This window comes from Pseudomonas sp. P7759 (assembly GCF_013386445.1).
Taxonomy (GTDB): Bacteria; Pseudomonadota; Gammaproteobacteria; order Pseudomonadales; family Pseudomonadaceae; genus Aquipseudomonas; species Aquipseudomonas azotoformans_A.
Map to the genome: position 1 here is coordinate 1 of NZ_JACART010000155.1, position 401 is coordinate 401.

A 401-nucleotide genomic window follows, 5' to 3' on the forward strand; every position below is an offset into this window, starting at 1 on the left:
GTGTGGCGCACTGGCGAGTTGTCCTATTCGGCCCATGTCGCCAAAGGCCTGGGGCTGACGGCAGATGAGGAAGTGATTGGCTTCCTCTACCTGGGCACGCCGCAGAATCCACCGCGTACGGCGGCTAAAGAAGATGTGACTGCGTTCGTACAGGCCTGGCCAGGTCTCTAAAGCCAAGGTGATCCAAGTGTGGGAGCGGGCTCCCACAAGTATCTCTGTGGTTTTGGAACCGAGTCAGACCCTGAACTGATCCATCAGCTTCATCTGCTGGCTGGCCAACGCATTGAGTTGGCTGCTGATGGCCGCCGACTCGGTGGCCTGGCCGGTGAGGGTTTCGGTCACGGTACGGATCGCCGAAACGTTGCGGTTGACCTCTTCGGCCACGGCGCTCTGTTGTTCGG

General features: G+C 60.1%; 1 protein-coding gene and 1 pseudogene. One reads left to right on the top strand and one right to left on the bottom strand.

Annotated elements, in window-relative coordinates; translation table 11 throughout:
• Positions 1-171 (top strand): annotated as a pseudogene (locus HX823_RS32145) (nitroreductase); the annotation flags it as partial.
• A gap of 63 nt (positions 172-234) precedes the next feature.
• On the opposite strand, the gene HX823_RS32420 reads toward HX823_RS32145, so the two are convergent.
• On the bottom strand, positions 235-401 hold a 167-nt coding region (locus HX823_RS32420; RefSeq protein WP_177078611.1), incomplete at its 5' end, for a hypothetical protein.